Below are 17,445 nucleotides of genomic sequence, written 5' to 3'. Positions count from 1 at the left end.
ACTATTTAACCGGAGGAATGACTTATCTCTTTGCAGGAAAGAAGCAGCAATTCAGGGTTTCATTATGGTTGTTGAAATTGATTGAAGGGGATAGGCGAGATGATATGCTTCTTGTAAAATCACTGTTCTTGCGGGTTGTACAGGGCTGGTTGCTGATCTCTGTATCTGGAGGGTGTATCCCGGCCTGACTGACCTGCTCGCTCTGGTCGCTCAAGTGTATCCTGCTGCTCATCAAGCTGGCTTCTCTGTCTGAGGCCCCGGGTGCACTTCTCTGTGGTCTGTATTGAGGAGCAGCTTGTGTCGTTGTCTGTTTATGCGATGGGTTTTTCGTACAGGATAACCTCTAGCGGCTGGTAGGTGTCCGCACCTGTTTGCTGTTGGAAGTAGTCTCTGCCGACTTCGCGAAAGCCGTTCTTCTCATAAAGCTTGCGAGCCGGAAGTTGCAGCAGGGAGGTATCCAGATGCAGGATGCGGTAGCCAAGCTCACGAGCACGCTGTTCAAGGGTATGGAGAAGTAGCTGACCGTAGCCGCGCCCTTGATAGTCGGGGTGAACACGCATGCGTTTGATCTCGGCTCGCTCTGCGTCGGTACGTCGTAACGCACCCATTGCGACAAGGCGACCGTCACATTCGCCAATGAGAAATTCGCCCTGATTGTTGAGATACACATCCTCAATTGCGTAGATATCGTCGTCCCAGGGTCCTCGACCAAGATAAGCCCCGGTCTGCTGGAGTGCGAACACATGCAGCGCCTCAACGGCTGCTTGATCGGTGGGAGTGTAGCGGCGGAGTGTCAACATATGCTGTTCCTCTTTCGTCTGATAGCTTGCCACGCAGATACCGCATTCTTTATACGCTACAGAAGGAACATACGTCAAGCGTTGCTGTGGTTATTCTCGCTGTCGCTGTTCAAAAAAGCGAGGAATTCGGTCTTGACTTTTTGTTCAGGATCAATTATGATAACACCATCTTGTTTTTCATGGAGGTAATTTTTATCATGCCCGCAACGACTACAAAGGTGTTGCTACGCTAAGTGTGCTGTAGTGGTCTGGTCGTGTATCCTGCATAGCGCTTGATTGAGCGAGGAGGACGACGGCCATCCTTTGTGCAAAAGGGAAACCTGTCTATAGTGTTTCCTTTCTTCTGATCTTTTTTTCTCTCACCCTCAGCCCACTTTGCCTCAAGGGTTCTTTTTTGGCTGCTACTCAGGCAGTCTCTCCCTTTTCTTCTAGCATCACCTTTTCCTCACCAGATTGATTCCGCATGAACAGCGAATGACGCGGCTTCTCTATGCCTTTTTTGTTCATGCTCTACGATCTTTTGATGCAATGATAAGAGAAAAGGAAGAATTCACGCTTTGATAGCTCTTCAGTTTTTCCGCAAGAGACAGGATATGCTGTCCATTTTCGCATGGTGTGTTTGGAGCGCTGGAAGGAGGGCGGCATGCACTTCTTGCGCGCGCTAAGCCGTTACTGGCATCTTCTCTCCCGCTACCTGCGTCCTCAGTGGTGGAGAATAGGTCTGCTGGCATTGATTTTGTGCTGTACGATCGGGGTACAGGTGGCGACGCCACTGGTTACGAGTGCCTTTATTGATCGCGCGATCTCTGGTGGCGAATTAAGCGACCTGATGGTGTTGGCGCTGGCCACCATTGCTCTGGCGCTGTTACAACAGGGAATGGCAATTGCCGAAACCGGGATCGCCGAGATGGTTAGCTGGACGGCGACCAATACGCTGCGAGCGGACCTGCTGACTCATTTGCTGCGGCTGGATGCCTCATTTCATACTGCACATACGCCCGGTGAGTTGATTGAGCGCGTAGACGGTGATGTGGCGACGCTGGCCCGCTTCTTCTCGCGATTTGTGGTCTATGTGCTCGGGAACGGTATTCTGATGCTTGGTGTCCTCGGGCTACTCTATCACATTGATTGGCGCGTTGGCCTGGTGATGAGTGGTTTTGTAGTAGTAGCGCTGATCATCATTTTGCGCATTCGGGCGGCGGCCACCCCTCTGTGGGCAGCCGATCGTCAGGCAAATGCTGATTTCTTTGGCTTCCTGAGTGAATATCTGGCTGGCTTGCAGGATATCCGCTCCAGTGGTGCGAGTGCGTTTGTGCTGCGGCGGTTTGCCGAGGTACTGCGTTCATGGCTGCCGATCACTCGCAAGGCACAGATGTGGGGGTATGGTATGACGGCGGTCAGTATGGGGTTGTTTTCGCTTGGAACGGCTGCCTCCTTTGCCCTGTGTGCGCTGCTGTACCAGTCGGGGCTGTTGACCATTGGTGTGGTCTACCTGGTTTTTCGCTATACCAGGATGCTGCGTGAGCCGGTTGAGCAGATACGAGACGAGATTCAGGATTTGCAACAGGCGGATGCCAGTATCAGTCGTATTGAGGCGCTCTTGAGAATACAGCCGCGCATTGTCGACGGGCCGGTCTCGTCGTTGCCTTCAGGACCGCTGGCGATTGAACTGGAAAATGTCTCGTTCGCCTATGCGGAAGACGCTCCGGTTTTGCGGAATGTCTCGTTCTCGCTTGTGCCGGGTCGTGTGCTAGGCGTAGTAGGACGTACCGGAAGTGGTAAGACAACACTGACACGACTGCTGTTACGCTCTTATGATCCTCAAGTTGGGACAGTGCGCCTGAACGGGGTGGATCTGCGTGATGTGAAGCTAGCAGCCATTCGCTCACGTATCGGGATGGTAACGCAGGAAGTGCATCTTTTCCGTGCGAGTGTGCGCGATAACCTGACGCTCTTTGAAGCAGGTTTCTCGGATGAGCGCATTCGCGAGATACTGGAAACGCTGGGTCTGGCAGACTGGCTACAGGAGCTGCCGCAGGGATTAGATACCGTGCTTTTATCCGATGGGGCCGGGCTTTCTGCCGGACAGGCACAGGTTATCGCATGTGCACGCATCATGTTGCATGATCCTGACCTGGTGATTCTGGATGAAGCCTCTTCGCGGCTTGATCCGCTTACTGATCGGCTGGTGCATACCGCACTTGGTCGAATGCTTGAAGGGCGTACCGGGATTATTATCGCGCATCGGCTGGCAACGCTGACCTATGCCGATGAGATTCTTGTGATGGAAGATGGACAGGTGCGTGAGCATGGACCACGCCGCGCCCTGATGGCTGACCCGAACTCACGCTTTGCTGAATTGCTTCGGGTTGCGACAGAGGAGGTCACGCTATGAAAGTGCTTCCAACCTGGCGGTATCTGCTGGAAATGATCCGCTATCGGCTCGGGCTCTACTTTCTGCACGCGGCGTTCTGGAGCTCGTTTGATCTGTCGTCCCTGCTCACGGGATGGCTTGCCAGTGCATTTCTGGATACGCTGACCGGTCAGGCACATCTGCCCGGGGGGATACCAGGACTACTTGTGATGATGGTGTTGCTGACAGTGGGACGGGTGGCCTTGTGGCTCGGTGGTGGTTTTGTCGAGATCCTGATGCGCTTTACGATGAGCGGCCTGGTACGGCTGAACCTGCTGCGTGCGCTGCTGAAGCGTCCGGGAGCACGTGCCCTGCCCTATTCGGTAGGTGAGACTATCAGCCGTTTTCGTGATGACGCCTATCAAGCTGAAGATGGCGTTGACTGGAGTGATGAGATCGTCGGGCAGGGTATAAGTGCCTTGATTGCATTTATCGTGCTGCTATCCATTGACGCGGTCATGGCGTTCGTTACCGTGTTGCCACTGATTGCCGTAACGATCATTACAAGATGGGCAAGTACGGCGTTGAGCCGCTATCGTGAGGCCAGCAGCGAGGCGACCAGCCAGGTAACAGGAGCAATCGGTGATATACTGGCCGCAGTGCAAACGGTGCAGGCGACCGGAGCCGAGGCACGAACGGTTGAACGGTTCCGCAAGCTCAACGAGCGGCGTCGTTCCGCGATGCTAATTGATCGCCTGGCATCGCAGGGAATTGATTCTCTGACGGCCAATATGGTGAGCATTGGCACTGGACTGATTATGCTGCTTGCTGCTGGAAGTCTGCGAAGCGGTCATTTGACCGTTGGTGCGTTCGCCCTGTTTGTCTCGTATCTGGACTTTATCGCTGACTTTACGTCCTCTCTGGGCCGTTTCCTGGCTCACTATCGTCAGACGGGTGTGGCCTTCAAACGGATGAACACACTGCTTGGTGATGAGCCTCCAATGGCGTTGGTTGAGCATACACCACTGCATTTGCAAGGTCCCTTGCCAGAGGTGCCGCCTGTTGAGCGCCACGAGAGCGATCGTTTGCTGCTGGTGGAGGCGCAGGGGCTGACCTATCGTCATGCCTCGTCGGAGCGTGGTATTGTCGATGTGGATCTGTGTTTGCCGCGTGGCTCGTTGACGGTAGTGACGGGGCGCGTTGGCTCAGGCAAGACAACGCTTTTGCAGACAGTGCTTGGTCTCTTACCGCGAGAGGCTGGTGAGATTCGCTGGAACGGACAGGTTGTGCAAGATGCGGCATCCTTCTTTGTTCCACCGCGTGCGGCCTATACAGCGCAGGTGCCGCGCCTGTTCAGTGAGACACTCAAGCAGAATATTCTGCTCGGGCAGCCTGAAGATCCTGTAGCTCTGGCGGCAGCGGTGCGCAGCGCTGTGATGGAACGGGATGTGCAGGCGCTAGAGGCAGGCTTAGAGACTCCTGTGGGAACACGTGGCGTCAAGCTTTCTGGCGGGCAGGTGCAGCGGACGGCGGCGGCTCGCATGCTTGTTCGTGATGCTGAGCTGCTGGTCATTGATGATCTGTCGAGTGCACTGGATGTGGAGACGGAACGTACCCTCTGGGATCGCATCTTTGAGCGTGAGGGCACGACCTGTCTGGTGGTGACACATCGACGCGCGACCCTGCAACGTGCCGACCATATCATTGTACTCAAAGATGGTCGGATCGAGGCTGAAGGGAAGCTGGACGAACTGCTCGCAACCAGTGACGAGATGCGCAAGCTCTGGCTTGATGAGCAGCACGCATAGCTTGACACTCCCCCGGGCACAAGCCCGGGGAGTGTCAACGAACTCTACCCTGCTGTATTTCCCTCGGGCAGGGCACGTGATCTATCAGGATTAACCAGCTCTTTACCTGGATTCCCTTCGCGCTTTTCTGCCAGGCACCCCTTTACCAATGCGTGCCTGGACTACGGCTCAGCCTCCTGAAACGCTGGAAGATCCATCAGGACGCCGGCAGCTTCAGTACTCTCTATGCCAGATGCAGAACCGCTTGGCCGGTGATGTGTTCGGTACAGCAAGTGAGGGATGAGTGGCCGGATACAGTGCGATTGACGAGCCGCCATCTCCCGGTAGGAAGGCGTGAAGCTGCTGTGGGCCGTCATGCAAATAAGACCATCACTGCCTACAGCAGGGCTCGTGCCAATCGCAACGATCAGGCGTTGTGCGACTTCAGAAGGGGCTTCACTCGGAATGACTGCGCAGCTTCCCTCGCTTTTGGTTCAGGCGAACCCCGCCAACCTTCGGGGTTCGCCTGCTTGAGAACAAGCGCGAGCCGCTTCGTCATCCCGAGACCTCTTCTTTACTTCAAGCCGGGTTCTTCGCACTTCCTATGCGAAAAAGCCGGACTCCTCGATGATTTCCCGGGAGGGAAGGAAGGTCGCTTCAGCAACGGAGCGCCTGGTACGCTGAAGATACTGCCGGACAATCCGATAGCCGATGGCGTATCCAGCGAAATCAGGCACGCCAGCTCTGGGATGTCCCGAAGCTTCAGCAAGTGTGTCACCGAAGATGTAGCTGTGCACCGCGTGGAAGCCGCTCACCTCAAGCGCTCCGCCGATGACACGCCGGGCTGTGGTAAGCTCTTCCTCGTTGAAATCGGTAACGTAGTAGCCAACCAGCTCTTCGCCAAAGAGTTCGGCGGCGAACGCTTCCGCCAGCCCTTCGGCGATGATGTAATCAGCGACCGTGATGCTCATGGGCAGAAAAGGGACGAGCTTGAAACGAACGTTGTGGTTGAGCTCATGGACCGATGCTGGCCCGATACGGGGAAGCGTATAGTCATCGGTCAGGCTGAGTGAGACCATGAGATAACCCGGCACGCCAAATCCAGCATAGCCCCGACCTGGCATACTGCTATTATGTTTGGTGAGGATGACCACACAGTTGATAGTGCCCAGATCAATACGATCTGCGTAGGGAGCGAATGCAGCAAGCCCTCGTTCAAGCGCGATAGAGGATTGCTGCCAACCTCCCGCATCGCTCAAACGTTTGACCATGCCCTCAATGATAGGGCGCTGGTCGCTGTCGAAATCGTCCGGGGTATAGAAGCCCCACATTTTCGCCCAGGCGAGGGGGTCATTGCCTCCGCCGTAGATATGCATCATTTCTTCAAACGGAGCCAGCAGTTCCTGTCGGTAGATTGCCTCGCGTTCCTGTGCGCTGGCAGTGGCAAGCAAACGCTGATAGATAGACTCGGCATCAATGATATGCAGTTTCATTCAGTTTGTCCTTTCGCGATGATACTGAGAAGAGTCTAACCCATGACGTTACGTCATATGCAAGCCCTTCTTTGTTTTCATCGCGACTTTGCTCTGTCCGGAGCCGGGAAATGATACCGTGCGGTGGCTCGGCAACGTTACAGAGTGGCGTGCCCAATGGTCCTACGGGTTAGTTGAAGTGTTGTCTATGACGTAACGTCATATCAGATACTGTTGAGTGAAAGGAGAAAACGTGTGGAGCGTCAACGCTATACAACCAGCCAGTTTGCACAGAAGGCCGCGGTGACAGCACGAACGCTGCGCTTTTACGACAAAGTGGGACTGCTCTCCCCTTCTGCATATACTGAAGCGGGACATCGCTTATACACGGATAAAGACCTGTGGAGTTTACAGCAGATTCTGGCGTTGAAATACCTGGGACTCTCGCTTGAAGAGATCAAAGTGTGTCTGCAAAAGCAGCCGGAGCGTTTGCAAGAGACACTCGCCATGCAGAAGGAGATCATACGGGAGAAGCGTAGCCAGTTGGATGCTGTCCTTCAGGCTCTTGAGCAAGCTGAAGTCTGGTTGAAAAGGGACCAGGGTGATCTGGAAACGATTCTTGTCGATGTGATCCAGGTGATACAACTGGAACAGAAGAATGCATGGATGAAGAAATATCTCACTGAGGAGCAACGACAAAAACTGGAGGAAATAGCGCGGAAATCGTATAGCCCTAAAGCGACGCGAAAGCTGGCGGCCCGTGCCGAGAACTGGACTGAAGAAGATCAGCACCGGGCGAGGCAGCAATGGGATACTGTGTTTGTGGAGCTGAAGAGGCTGGTTGCAGAGGGGAAAGATCCAACCGGCGTGGAAGGCCAGGCGCTGGCGAAACAGCACTGTGAGCTGATTCAGCAACTGACCCTGGGCGATGCGGATATTGCGGCCAGCGCGATGCGATGGTGGGAGAACTATGAGAGGCTTCCTCTGGAGGAGAAGCCTTTCCCGCTGTATCACTCTACGGAAGAGGAAAAGGCGTTTCTACAGCAGGCGCTGGCACACTACAAGCGCAATCTTGGGATGGAGTGCTCGCAGGATTGAGGACGCCTGTAGAGGGAAAAGTCCAGCGGTGTAGCTGATCTGGTTGATATCCGGTGGCTATTCCCTTATAGTGTACCCCGCAGGAGGTACCCGCTTCCCTACGGGTATCTTCTTAAAGGATGATTGATTTCTATCTCGATATGCATTATGCTCGAAGCAGCTTATTCGAGGCTCTGACACACAATGATATATCTCGCGGGAACCTGGTGCTCCCACGTTCTCGCGCAGAGGTTTCCGCAGAGCCTGGCAAGCTGGTTAACAGCATTCTTAACCTCAAAAAAGGCCCTTTTTGAGGCCCCAATAAAGAGGCTTGAAGCGGAGGTTCCCGCAAACCAGTCTGTAAGATACCTCCAGAAGCAGCGCGGGAGCTCCGGCAGTCGAAAAAGGTATATCCCGAGGAAGGGATTGAAACTTTCTAGATGCTGCATGACAATCACATGCTCGTGCCGTCGAAAAGGGTATGCCCCGAGGGGAAGGGACTGAAACCGAGGAAGGGATTGAAAATCATTGCTGTTGTTGCTGTGGCGCAGTTGGCTCGTAGTTTGCCTGCTGCACCTCATATTGATCGTAGAATCGCTCTCCGGAAGGCACGTGCGTGATGCCGCTATATTGGAGTGGCTTGATGTCGCTGCTCATGTGCTCCTCTCGCCTCGTGAGGACTGCAAGCAGCCTGAGAAGCGGCCTTTGAAAAAGAAGCAAGAGGACAGACAGGAAAATGGCAACGAGAACGCCTGTTACCGATCGCTCGGGTAGAGGCAGTAAGAGGCCATCACAATACGTGCGGGCGGTTTCCGCTCTGGGTATAACAGAGCAGCAAGCCAATTCCCCATACATACACATGGAGGCTTCGGTACATCCAGCGGAGCCGCTTTGAGGTAGCACAGCAGAAAGAGTCCACCCATAAGCACTATCGTGATGATTGCGGCAGGATCTAACGGAGAGGTATAGAGCACCTGGTTGCTTGCAGGATTGTAGGAACCTGGAATTTTCCAGAATATGTTGATGCATGCGACGAGAAGAGAGAGGAGCATAAAGAGAGGGAGACTATAGAAATACAAAAGTCTTCTGCGCATGGGAAAATCCTTTCGAGTGCTCTTTTTCATGTATATATTATAAAACAGGTCAGGCTTCAAATATATGAATGAAAATAGGCCATCTATCACATAGAGTTTATTTGTCTTTCTAGAACAATAGCGGGCAGACCTCAAACGGTGTCATGTTCTTCTTCATTGACTCGTGTTCCGTCCTTATCCCACTATATGCATACCGCCCGACAAACCCCAGATGTCAAGCAGCATACACAAGGCAAACAGGCTATACAATGACAGAAAAAGGTATACTGGAAAGAGATTTGCGTGTGGAAGTGGTTTCCGTTCATGATTGGAGGTGAGAGCAGTGACGCAACAGCATTCCTCTCCGGTTCCTCAACATGGGATTCCAATGACGCGTGTCGCTTTTGAGCGGCTTTTAAGTGACGAGAGTCCTTATCGCTATGAGTTAGTGGACTATGATCCGGTTTTAGATCAGGGTACCGTTCTTGATATGACAGGATTGAGCCCCGAGCATGCAGAGCTCTCCTATAACGTGACCGAGGCCTTCAAAATGCAGTTGGGCAAGCGGGGACCATGCCGAGTGTATCAAGAGCAATATGTAGAGATTCCTGGTCAACCGTCTTCTGTTCCCGATGTAGTCGTTACCTGTGACCTGGGAGATCGAGAGAAAGACAAGCGGGCTCGCCCATTCAGGGTGCGATCGCCGCTCATCATTGTTGAGGTGCTTTCTCTCAGTACAGAGAAATATGACCGCACCGAGAAATTTCTTCGCTACACTCAGTGTCCAACATTGGAAGTCTATCTCCTGGTCAGTCAAGATGAACCATACATTGAGGTCTATCGGCGCTCAACCAATTGGAAGCAGGAGCGCTATAGCTCTGGCCAGACAATTCATCTCGATCAGCTTGATCGAGAGCTTGTTGTGGATGAGGTGTATGAAGGTGTGTTTTGAGGGCAGTTTCACTCCTGATCGCGTCAGGGACAGGATCTGTTTGATTACCCGGGTAGGTGACTGTTCTGTCGAGAGAGGATGACCTGTGCATAGAGAGGGATGTGATAGGGTAGTGAGAGCGAGGCTCACGTATACACTTTTCTTTTCCAGTAGTATACATGAGCCTTCAGCTTGCTCAGGACTTGAGCGCAAGGCGACGGCGAAGGAACTCATTGAAGAGCACGCTTCCGATGAGCAGCAGGCCCAGAGCCGCAAGCTGCCAGACACCCGCAGCATCACCGAATTGCAGGCCTAGCCCGTTGTTCAGGAAAATGACGATCAGCGTGGCAAGCACTATCCCGAGAATGCCGCCTTCGCCACCTGCGATACTGACGCCACCCAGGACCGCGATTGTGATTGCTTGCAGGTTCATACCATCGCCAACATTCGGGGTAGCGCTGGCACTCAGAGCGGTCTGAATGACAGCGGCAATGCCAGCGAGCAGGCCAGAAGCAACATACGCCCAGAAGCGCACATTCCAGACATGAATAGCCGCGAAGCGAGCAGCCAGAGCATTCGTCCCGACGCCATAGAGGTAGCGACCAGCGATTGTCTTGCGCAGGCAGAAAAGCGTAATCAGGACAACCGGCAGGAAGATCAGGAGCACCTGAAATGGAATAGCTTGTCCGCCGATACGCGGAATCCAGGAAAGCCAGGGAATGTCCTGCACATTGCCATTTCCGAGCATCACAAAGGCATCCGGGAACGACTGTGGCAGATTCCGTTGTGTCGCATCGGGAAGTGGACGCGTACCGGTAATTTGCAGTGCAAGCGCCGCGTAACCATAGAAGGTCGCCAATGTGACAATCAAGGGAGGAATGCGCAGCTTACTGACCAGAAAGCCATTGATCGCCCCGAGCAGGCCGCCAACGAGAACGGCACAAATCACCGAGACCCAGATATTGACCCCGAGGACGATATGCAAGTAGCCAAGAATCATCCCCGAAAGACTCAACATTGAGCCAACGGAAAGGTCGATTGCGCCGCCGCCTGAGATAATCACCAGCGCTTCCCCAATAGCCAGCAAGCCAATGATGACGCCCTGTTGTGACACCTGATAGATGTTATAGCCATTGAAGAAATGCAGGACGGTATTGGAGAAAAAGGAAAAGATGACCACAAACAGCAAGGTCAGCAAGAGATTTCGCGACGAGGCCATCATGCGTGGCAGAGAGCGTTCCTTCCGCGTGGGCATCTCTCCCTTTTTGCGAGTCGCAACAGTTTTCATGCTTTTATGGCCTTTCTTTTCTGCAACATATCAATACCAACGGCGACAATAATGAGTGCGCCGATAACCAGCCCTTCCAGCAGAGAGATGGTTCCAAGCGTGATAAGCGCGTTATGGATGGCCGCCACCAGCAGAGCGCCTAGCAGGCTCCCCAGAATAGAACCGCGTCCACCCAGGATGTTGGTACCACCGATGACTGTTGCTGCGATGATCTGGAGCTCAAGGCCATTTGCTGTGTTCGGCTGAACGGTGCCGCTCTGGCCGAGCTGGATAAGTGCTGCCAGACCGATAAGCATACCGATTGCCGCATAGACAAAAATCGTGACCCAGCGCGTACGGATGCCTGCCAGACGGGCCGCCTCTGGATTCCCTCCAATGGCATAGATGGCACGACCCAGCGGGCGCCGGCTCAAGAACAGGCCCACCACTACCCCGAGCACGATGACCAGCAGCCAGGGAATAGGAATACCGAACACGTTCCCCAGTGCCAGAGTTCGCGCCACAGGCGGAGGCGTCAGCCATTTGGGGCCAAGCAGGTCAATATGCAGGGCGCGAATAATATTCATGGTGCCCAGTGTGACAATGATCGGGTGGATGCGGCCAAAGGCAACAATTGTACCGTTGAGTGCGCCAGCCAGTAGACCAACACCAAGCGAGACCAGCAGCGCGATAAAGATGTTATCACCGCCTGCGACCATCACCTTCGCTGATATCAGCATACAGATTGCCACTACGGACCCGATTGACACATCAATCCCTCCGGTGACAATCACCATCGTCATTCCAATCGCAATAATGGAGACAACCGCGACATTTGAAAGAATAGAAGCTATGTTATTCCAGGTCAGGAACGTCGGGAAGAACAATTGAAAAATCAGACTTCCAATAATCAGAATGGCGATCAGAATGAGCTCACGATTATACGCAGCAGCATGCTGCATCAGCCGCGAGATAGGCGTTGTGTTTGTCTCTTTTGCGGCCTGCTCCGGCTTTTGTTCGCCTGGCTGCTCTATCGAGGCTTTCCCTTGCATGGCCGCGCTGAGGACCGCTTCAGGAGAAGCTCCGCGTTGAAACTCGCCGGTCTGGCGACCCTCGCGCATGGTGATAATGCGATCGCTGAGCTTGAGGATTTCGGGAAGCTCTGAAGAGATTACCAGAATAGCGACCCCTTCGCTTGCCAGACGAGCGATCAGGTTATGAATCTCCTGTTTCGCGGCAATGTCGATGCCAGCCGTCGGCTCATCAAGTATCAGGAGTCGGGGTTTGGCTGCCAGCCATTTGGCCAACACTACTTTCTGCTGATTTCCGCCCGAGAGGTTCGCGATTTTGGTCTGCGTATCGGGGGTTTTAATGGCCAGATCTTTGACGTACTGCTGTGTTACCTGCTCTTCCTGGCGTGGATTGGTGATAAAGCCAAGCTTCGCCAGGCGCTTCGCAATCGTAATAGTCGCATTATAGGTGATCGAGAGATTCCCGAAAATACCCTGTTCTTTGCGATCTTCAGGAAGATAGGCGATGCCCTTGCGTACCGCCTGTTGCGGAGAGCGCAGGCGCAAAACCTCGCCATCAAGCTGTATCTCACCTGACTGAGCCGGTTCCTCGCCGAAAATGGCCCGAGCAACCTCACTGCGTCCCGCGCCGACCAGACCGAAGAGACCCACAATCTCGCCGGGGCGGATGTCGAAGCTAATATCCTGATACGTCTTCGCATGGCTCAGATGGCGGACCGAGAGCAGCGGCTTATCGGAAAGCGGGCCTTGTGTCTCGATGCCCTCTTGAAGGACCTGCCCGGCCATCAGCTCAATAAGCCGATCATAGGAAAGCGCTTCAGGGCCTTGAATGGGCCAGGTGCCTTTGCTCTCGCCATCTTTGAGCACGGTGACGCGATCGGCCAGGGCGAAAATCTCTTCCATGCGATGGCTGATATAGATAATCCCGACGCCACGCGTGCGTAGCTTCCGGATGATACCGAAGAGGATATCAGCCTCGCGCTGCGTCAGGATAGCGGTCGGCTCGTCAAAGATGAGCACTTTGGGTTCCCAACTCAGCACTTTCGCAATCAGCACAAGCTGGCGAACCGCGACGCTCAGGGTGCCGACGGGTAACGTCGCGATGTTCGGGTCAGTTTCCAGATCACGCAGCAGTTCCCGAACTCGCTTTACCTGGGCCCGCATGTCAATATTGCCGAAGCGGTCTCGTAGCTCGCGGCCCATAAAGATATTCTCGGTGACGGAGAGTTCGGGATAGACGAGGGGATCCTGATAGACTGTTCCAATGCCCGCCCGAAGCGCATCTGCGGGAGAGCCAAAGGAAACGGTTTTGCCCTCCATCGTGATGGAGCCGCTATCGGGGGCGTGAGCGCCGGAGAGTACTTTAATCAGGGTCGATTTTCCCGCGCCGTTCTGCCCGAGCAGGGCGTGGACTTCGCCTGCTCGTAGATCGATCGAAACGCCTTTTAGAGCGCGAACGCCGCTAAACGTTTTGGTTATCCCCTCCATAACCAGAACGGTATCTGTCGATGCAGGTACAGCGGTTGGTGTGGACATGTGAAAATCTCCTGTGGTAGGAGGGGAAGGAAACAGCTTCCTTCCCCTTCGCTTCATTGAAAAGAGCTGGTTTCAAGCAGCTTAGAAGTTGTATTTGTTGATGTTGTCCTTGTCGAAAACGAGAGGCGGACCCAGGACAAGCATCTTTTGCGCGGCGTCATAGGTGACGGTGCCGACATTGGAGACTTCATTCTTCTCGCTGAAGTTCTTGCCGTTTACCAGTTGCAAACCGGCCCAGACCGTCAGATAGCCGAGCTTGGAGGGGTCCCACAGGACGAAGCCCTTCGAGGCGCCATTTTCGATATACGGCTTCATGTCGCTTGGCAGGCCAATACCGGTTGCGAAGACGGAGCCGTTCTTATGCATGTCAGTGATTGCCTTTGCCACACCCGGGGCTGAAGTGGTGCACTGACCGATGATCCCTTTCAGGTTGGGATGGCTGGTAATCAGGTCTTTTGTATCAGAGACCGCTTTGGCGATGTCTTCACCAGAGTAGACGGTTGTCACGAACTTGAGTTTTGGATACTTCTCAGTGGCGCGGGCCTGCTCGATTTTGATCCACTCGTTCAGGTTTTGCGCGGCGGGGCTGCACGAAACAATGGCCCACTCGCCCTCTTCACCCATTGCTTTGGCAAGCGTGTCCATCGTGGCGTTACCGATTTCAGACGTCAATGCCTGGTTGACGAAGACGCTGCGTACTGAATTGGGAGCATCGGTATCGGTGGTGAAGACCTTAATCCCCTGTGCCTCTGCCTCTTTTAAGGCCGGGCCAACAACGGCTGGATCGTCTGGAGCAACGGCGATCGCATCAACATGTTTGGCGATCAACTGCTTGATGATCTTTACCTGCTCGTTCGCGTCAGCAGTGGTTGGTCCCTGGTATTCAAAGGTCACGCCGAGGTCTTTAGCGGCGGCTTCCCCACCTGCTTTCATCGCGTTAAAATAGCTGATGTTGATGATCTTTGGGACGAAAGCGATCACTTTTTTCCCCCCGTCGTTGGTGGAGGAGGCTTCGCTTGGTCCGCACGCTACCAGCAGCATCGTTACCAGCAGGCTTGTAACGAATAGCGCAGATAGTCTTTTCAAACTTCTGTGAGCCATACTAAATAGGTTCCTTTCTGTACTCCAACGGTGGAGTGAATCAGCAAAAACATGTTTCCTGATCTTCGCTTCGGCGTCATTACCGCAATCAGGCAGGTTTTTTGTTTCCTGAACGGGACAGCTCGCTCTCTGTTGTGTCGACACTTCGCTGTATGCTTGCTGAAGTGGTTGGAACCAATATTAACACAAGAATTGTTTGTTTTCAACATGTTTTTGTTTGAATATGTTGTTATTCGCACAAATTTATGTTACTATTAAGCTCAACTAGCGGCTAACACTCTGCTTGATGTTCTGTTGTGAACAGACCGTGTACCTGGAAGAAGAGGCTTGCTATTCTTTGGAGAGAAAGCTATCTTGTGACAAGAGGTACAGGCGGGTTTTCCAGTGGTAGGGAGAATGGTCGCATGGGGTGCATGGAATGCTGGCAGGGTTCAATGTATTGGGCGCAGAAAAAAGTGTACAATAAAAGCGACTCGCTACATCACAGAACAACGGAGAAAAAGGCTAATGGAAGAGGGCCGCAAGTATGATGCGACCGAAAGACAGGCTCGTCTGGTCGCACTGCTCAAAGAGCATGGCTACTGCTCTGTCTCGGAGCTGAGTCAGAAGCTAGAAGTTTCGACAATGACCATTCGGCGTGATTTACATCAACTGGCGGAAAAGCAAATTGTGCAGGTGACACACGGAGGTGCCAGACTCTCGCAAATTCGACGTGTCGAGCCTGATTTTAATATACGTGCTCGTGAGAATCTGCCTGCCAAGCAGGCGATCGGGAGATATGCTGCCAGCCTGATCAAGCCAGGAGATGTGATCGGTATCGATGGGGGAAGCACTGTAATAGAGGTGGTGCGCAACCTGCCAGATATACCGCTCACGATTGTGACTTATTCGCTGGCTGCCGCGAACGAAGTGGCGAATAATCCCCGTTATCATCTCTTCTTGCTCGGGGGAATGCTTCACCACGACACCTGTTCGTTCAGTGGGCCACAGGTACTCTCGGCGTTACGTGATCTACGGATCACAAAACTCTTTCTGGCGACAGGAGGTTTGCAGATTCCTGATGGCCTTTCTTCAACGTATCTTTTTGATGCTGAGATCAAGCAGGCGATGATCCGTTCCTCAAGCCAGGTGATCCTGTGTGTGGATAGCTCAAAAATGGGACAGGTGGCGCTCGCTCACTTCGCTACTCTGGATGAGATTGATCTTCTAATTACCGATACAGGCATTGCGGCGCGAGATAAGGAAGCGTTAGAGCGTTGCAATGTGAATGTGATGACGGTGGATATCTCGGGTGTTCCCGCAGCCTCGCGCTGAAGCGGGTGAAGGGTGCCTGCGGTCCATTTTGTCTGTAGCGCATGTTGGCTGCCTGTGCAGGTCGCTTCTGTGTGCTTCACGATAAAAAAGTGCAGTGTCGCATGCCTGGTACGGGCGACGTCGCTAAGGAGGGATGTATTTTTATGTTCAGCGGTGATCTGGTTATGGGGATTGATGCCGGTACAGGAGGAATCCGTGCGGGCCTCTTTACCCTGGAAGGGGAAGCGGTCAGTTTCTACGATCAAAGTTATGAGACGCTTTATCCCTCACCGGCCTGGGCAGAGCAGCGCCCACAGGACTGGTGGAATGCGCTGGTCACGGCGGTACAGGGTTGTCTTGCTTCCAACATTGGGGCGCGAGAGCGGGTGATTGGACTGGCGATCGATGCTCCCTGTAATATTCTCCTGACCGATGAGAAGGGAACTCCTCTCACCAATAGTCTGATCTGGATGGACTTGCGCGGAGCCTCCCAGGCGAAGCGGTTGACGGAGACACAGGATGCAGTCCTGCGCTATTGCGGGATGGATGTTCCTGCTGAATGGCCACTGCCTAAGGCACTCTGGCTCAAGGAGAACAATGCTGAACTCTGGCAGCAGGCAACCTATCTTGTGGAGCAGATGAGCTGGCTTGCCTGGAAGCTCACAGGAAGTCAGGCCGTTCCTCAGAACAGTGCTGTGGCAAAATGGCACTATCGTGTGAACGCGACGGAGGATGTACCGGCGGGCTGGCCTCGCTCCCTGATGCATGCCGTGGGACTGGAAGATCTACCCGAGAAGCTTTTCAGCACGGTGGTTCCAATGGGCGGCAAAGTTGGTGAGCTGAACGCGGAGAGCGCACAGCTTCTAGGGTTGCGCGAAGGTATCGCGGTCTCGATGAGCGGCATTGATGCCTATGCCGGTATGGTTGGCATGGGTGTGGTGACGCCCGGAACCCTGGCGCTGGTGACTGGCACCTCGACCTGTCAACTTGTCCAATCCCGGCAGGCGGTGTTCGATCCTGGATTGTGGGGCCCGTTTGAGGATGCGGTGGTGCAGGGAGACTGGACGCTGGAAGCCGGACAGACCAGTACCGGCGGATCGGTACGTTGGCTGCTTGATCTCTTTGGCGAGAAGCTTCCGCAGGGGAGCGAGCGCTATATAGCGGCGGATGACGCGGCGGCGGCGGTGGCTCCCGGAGCCGAAGGGCTGACTGTGCTTGATTTCTGGCAGGGAAGTCGCACACCGATCAAAGATCCGCATGCACGCGGGACTATCTGGGGGCTGACGCCTCATCATGGACCTGGTCACCTGCTACGTGCTATCTATGAAGGGACTGCCTACGGGAACCGTCATATTCTGGAAAAGCTGCATGCACTCGGGGTGCCAACACAGAACATTGTGGCCTGTGGTGGTGGCACCCGCAGTACTCTGTGGCTCCAGATTCTGGCTGATGTTGCCGGGCTCCCCATTACCCTGACAAAGGTTTCTGACGCGGTTTCGCTCGGGAGTGCAATGTGTGCTGCCGTTGGCGCGGGGATCTTCGCGGATTTCCAGGAAGCCAGTCAATCAATGGTGCACCCAAGCCGAACGATCGAGCCGGATCTTTCCCGGTACGCGCTCTATACTGAGGGATATGAGCTCTACAAAGAAACCTATCGTGCGCTGGCTCCTCTCTTCCAGCGCGCTGCGCAACCTCGCTAATTGTTCCTGGTGGCTTCAGTGCTC

Annotated in this window: 12 protein-coding genes; 6 read left to right on the top strand and 6 right to left on the bottom strand. The window is 54.0% G+C overall.

The window, feature by feature from the left end; translation table 11 throughout:
- Nucleotides 1–311: 311 nt before the first annotated feature.
- Nucleotides 312–833 carry a GNAT family N-acetyltransferase gene (locus EI42_RS05435; RefSeq protein WP_111319661.1) on the bottom strand — a complete coding sequence of 174 codons (522 nt, stop codon included), beginning with the start codon at nucleotides 831–833 and terminating at the stop codon, nucleotides 312–314.
- A 610-nt stretch (nucleotides 834–1,443) separates the two neighbouring features.
- On the opposite strand from EI42_RS05435, the gene EI42_RS05430 reads away from it, so the two are divergent.
- Together EI42_RS05430 and EI42_RS05425 are read left to right on the top strand one after the other, a co-directional pair.
- Nucleotides 1,444–3,195, top strand: a complete 1,752-nt coding sequence (locus EI42_RS05430; protein WP_111319659.1) for an ABC transporter ATP-binding protein — start codon at nucleotides 1,444–1,446, stop codon at nucleotides 3,193–3,195.
- A complete protein-coding gene (locus EI42_RS05425) occupies nucleotides 3,192–4,961 on the top strand; it encodes an ABC transporter ATP-binding protein (RefSeq protein ID WP_111319657.1) in 1,770 nt (589 codons plus the stop codon). The genes EI42_RS05430 and EI42_RS05425 overlap by 4 nt, the downstream gene beginning before the upstream one ends.
- Before the next feature lie 581 nt (nucleotides 4,962–5,542).
- Here the strand turns inward: EI42_RS05425 and EI42_RS05420 are convergent.
- Complete coding sequence (locus EI42_RS05420; RefSeq protein WP_111319655.1) at nucleotides 5,543–6,433, bottom strand: DUF2268 domain-containing putative Zn-dependent protease; 891 nt, start codon at nucleotides 6,431–6,433, stop codon at nucleotides 5,543–5,545.
- Between the two features lie 234 nt (nucleotides 6,434–6,667).
- On the opposite strand from EI42_RS05420, the gene EI42_RS05415 reads away from it, so the two are divergent.
- Complete coding sequence (locus tag EI42_RS05415) at nucleotides 6,668–7,510, top strand: MerR family transcriptional regulator (protein ID WP_137686046.1); 843 nt, start codon at nucleotides 6,668–6,670, stop codon at nucleotides 7,508–7,510.
- Between the two features lie 504 nt (nucleotides 7,511–8,014).
- On the opposite strand, the gene EI42_RS34255 is transcribed toward EI42_RS05415, so the two are convergent.
- On the bottom strand, nucleotides 8,015–8,146 hold the full coding sequence (locus EI42_RS34255) for a hypothetical protein (RefSeq protein ID WP_281278851.1): 132 nt from the start codon (nucleotides 8,144–8,146) through the stop codon (nucleotides 8,015–8,017).
- A gap of 759 nt (nucleotides 8,147–8,905) precedes the next feature.
- On the opposite strand from EI42_RS34255, the gene EI42_RS05405 reads away from it, so the two are divergent.
- Nucleotides 8,906–9,514: a Uma2 family endonuclease gene (locus EI42_RS05405; RefSeq protein ID WP_137686047.1), complete on the top strand. Its 609-nt coding sequence runs from the start codon at nucleotides 8,906–8,908 to the stop codon at nucleotides 9,512–9,514.
- Between the two features lie 175 nt (nucleotides 9,515–9,689).
- Here EI42_RS05405 and EI42_RS05400 read toward each other — a convergent pair whose 3' ends face one another.
- The 3 genes from EI42_RS05400 to EI42_RS05390 all read right to left on the bottom strand — a co-directional run bounded on the left by EI42_RS05400 (nucleotide 9,690) and on the right by EI42_RS05390 (nucleotide 14,308).
- Nucleotides 9,690–10,781, bottom strand: a complete 1,092-nt coding sequence (locus tag EI42_RS05400) for an ABC transporter permease (protein ID WP_211326033.1) — start codon at nucleotides 10,779–10,781, stop codon at nucleotides 9,690–9,692.
- Entirely contained in the window at nucleotides 10,778–13,327 is a 2,550-nt protein-coding gene (locus tag EI42_RS05395; RefSeq protein WP_170142382.1) for an ATP-binding cassette domain-containing protein, read from the bottom strand. The genes EI42_RS05400 and EI42_RS05395 overlap by 4 nt, the downstream gene beginning before the upstream one ends.
- An 81-nt stretch (nucleotides 13,328–13,408) precedes the next feature.
- Nucleotides 13,409–14,308: an autoinducer 2 ABC transporter substrate-binding protein gene (locus EI42_RS05390; RefSeq protein WP_170142381.1), complete on the bottom strand. Its 900-nt coding sequence runs from the start codon at nucleotides 14,306–14,308 to the stop codon at nucleotides 13,409–13,411.
- Between the two features lie 627 nt (nucleotides 14,309–14,935).
- Here EI42_RS05390 and EI42_RS05385 point away from each other — a divergent pair.
- A complete protein-coding gene (locus EI42_RS05385; protein WP_170142380.1) occupies nucleotides 14,936–15,742 on the top strand; it encodes a DeoR/GlpR family DNA-binding transcription regulator in 807 nt (268 codons plus the stop codon).
- A gap of 143 nt (nucleotides 15,743–15,885) precedes the next feature.
- Nucleotides 15,886–17,421: an FGGY-family carbohydrate kinase gene (locus EI42_RS05380; RefSeq protein WP_170142379.1), complete on the top strand. Its 1,536-nt coding sequence runs from the start codon at nucleotides 15,886–15,888 to the stop codon at nucleotides 17,419–17,421.
- Nucleotides 17,422–17,445: the final 24 nt, after the last annotated feature.

Origin of the sequence: Thermosporothrix hazakensis, from assembly GCF_003253565.1 — a bacterium.
GTDB lineage: Bacteria > Chloroflexota > Ktedonobacteria > Ktedonobacterales > Ktedonobacteraceae > Thermosporothrix > Thermosporothrix hazakensis.
The sequence above is the reverse complement of the archived record's forward strand: the minus strand, read 5'-3'. Positions and strand labels throughout refer to the sequence as shown.

Bases quoted from the DNA above. Each gene is read 5' to 3' on its own strand.
- EI42_RS34255 (WP_281278851.1), bottom strand. From the start codon at position 8,146: ATGAGCAGCGACATCAAGCCACTCCAATATAGCGGCATCACGCACGTG.
- EI42_RS05430 (WP_111319659.1), top strand. From the start codon at position 1,444: ATGCACTTCTTGCGCGCGCTAAGCCGTTACTGGCATCTTCTCTCCCGC.
- EI42_RS05385 (WP_170142380.1), top strand. From the start codon at position 14,936: ATGGAAGAGGGCCGCAAGTATGATGCGACCGAAAGACAGGCTCGTCTG.
- EI42_RS05400 (WP_211326033.1), bottom strand. From the start codon at position 10,781: ATGAAAACTGTTGCGACTCGCAAAAAGGGAGAGATGCCCACGCGGAAG.
- EI42_RS05380 (WP_170142379.1), top strand. From the start codon at position 15,886: ATGTTCAGCGGTGATCTGGTTATGGGGATTGATGCCGGTACAGGAGGA.
- EI42_RS05420 (WP_111319655.1), bottom strand. From the start codon at position 6,433: ATGAAACTGCATATCATTGATGCCGAGTCTATCTATCAGCGTTTGCTT.
- EI42_RS05395 (WP_170142382.1), bottom strand. From the start codon at position 13,327: ATGTCCACACCAACCGCTGTACCTGCATCGACAGATACCGTTCTGGTT.
- EI42_RS05425 (WP_111319657.1), top strand. From the start codon at position 3,192: ATGAAAGTGCTTCCAACCTGGCGGTATCTGCTGGAAATGATCCGCTAT.